Source organism: Streptomyces sp. MB09-02B (assembly GCF_033794485.1).
Taxonomy (GTDB): Bacteria; Actinomycetota; Actinomycetes; order Streptomycetales; family Streptomycetaceae; genus Streptomyces.
This window is the reverse complement of sequence record NZ_JARGEE010001002.1, coordinates 1-569: the sequence shown is the minus strand read 5'-3', so window position 1 is coordinate 569 and position 569 is coordinate 1. Positions and strand designations below refer to the sequence as shown.

Sequence of the window (569 nt, the reverse complement as noted above, 5' to 3'; positions counted from 1 at the left end):
GTTCGTCGGGCGGGGAGTCAGGGGTGGGTTTCCGGGAAGGGGGCCGTGCCGCGGACGCGGGCGGTGATGCGGCCCGCAGACGCCGGACCTCGGTGCGCCAGCGGGCCGCGTAGGCGTCGCCCCCGCGCCGGGCGCTCCGCAACGCGGCGGCCAGGTCGTCGCCGTACTCCCGCGGCGGCTCCTCGCTCAGCAGCGCGACGACCTCCGCCGCGAGCTCGGCGCCCACCAGCGGCGTCGCGTCGAGGAGGGCCCGGGCCAGCCGGGGGTGGAGGCCGAGCCGCGACATACGGACACCCCGATCCGTGGCGTGCCCCGTGGGGGAGACCGCGCCGATCGCCGAGAGGACACCCCGCGCCGCCGCCATCGCCCCGCTCGGCGGCGGGTCCAGCAGCGCGAGCCCGGCGGCCTCCGGATCGCCCCAGCAGGCCGCCTGCAACGCGAACGCCGTCAGGTCGGCCACCTTGATCTCCGGCGCGGGGAAGCGCGGCAGACGGGCGTCCTCGGCCTCCGCCCAGCACCGGTAGACCTGGCCCTTATACACATCCACGAGCCCACGAGAAAGGCAGAAA

At 76.8% G+C, this 569-nt stretch carries 1 pseudogene; it reads right to left on the bottom strand.

The window, feature by feature from the left end:
• A pseudogene (locus P1P70_RS45565) lies at positions 1 to 569 on the bottom strand (ATP-dependent helicase HrpB); the annotation flags it as partial.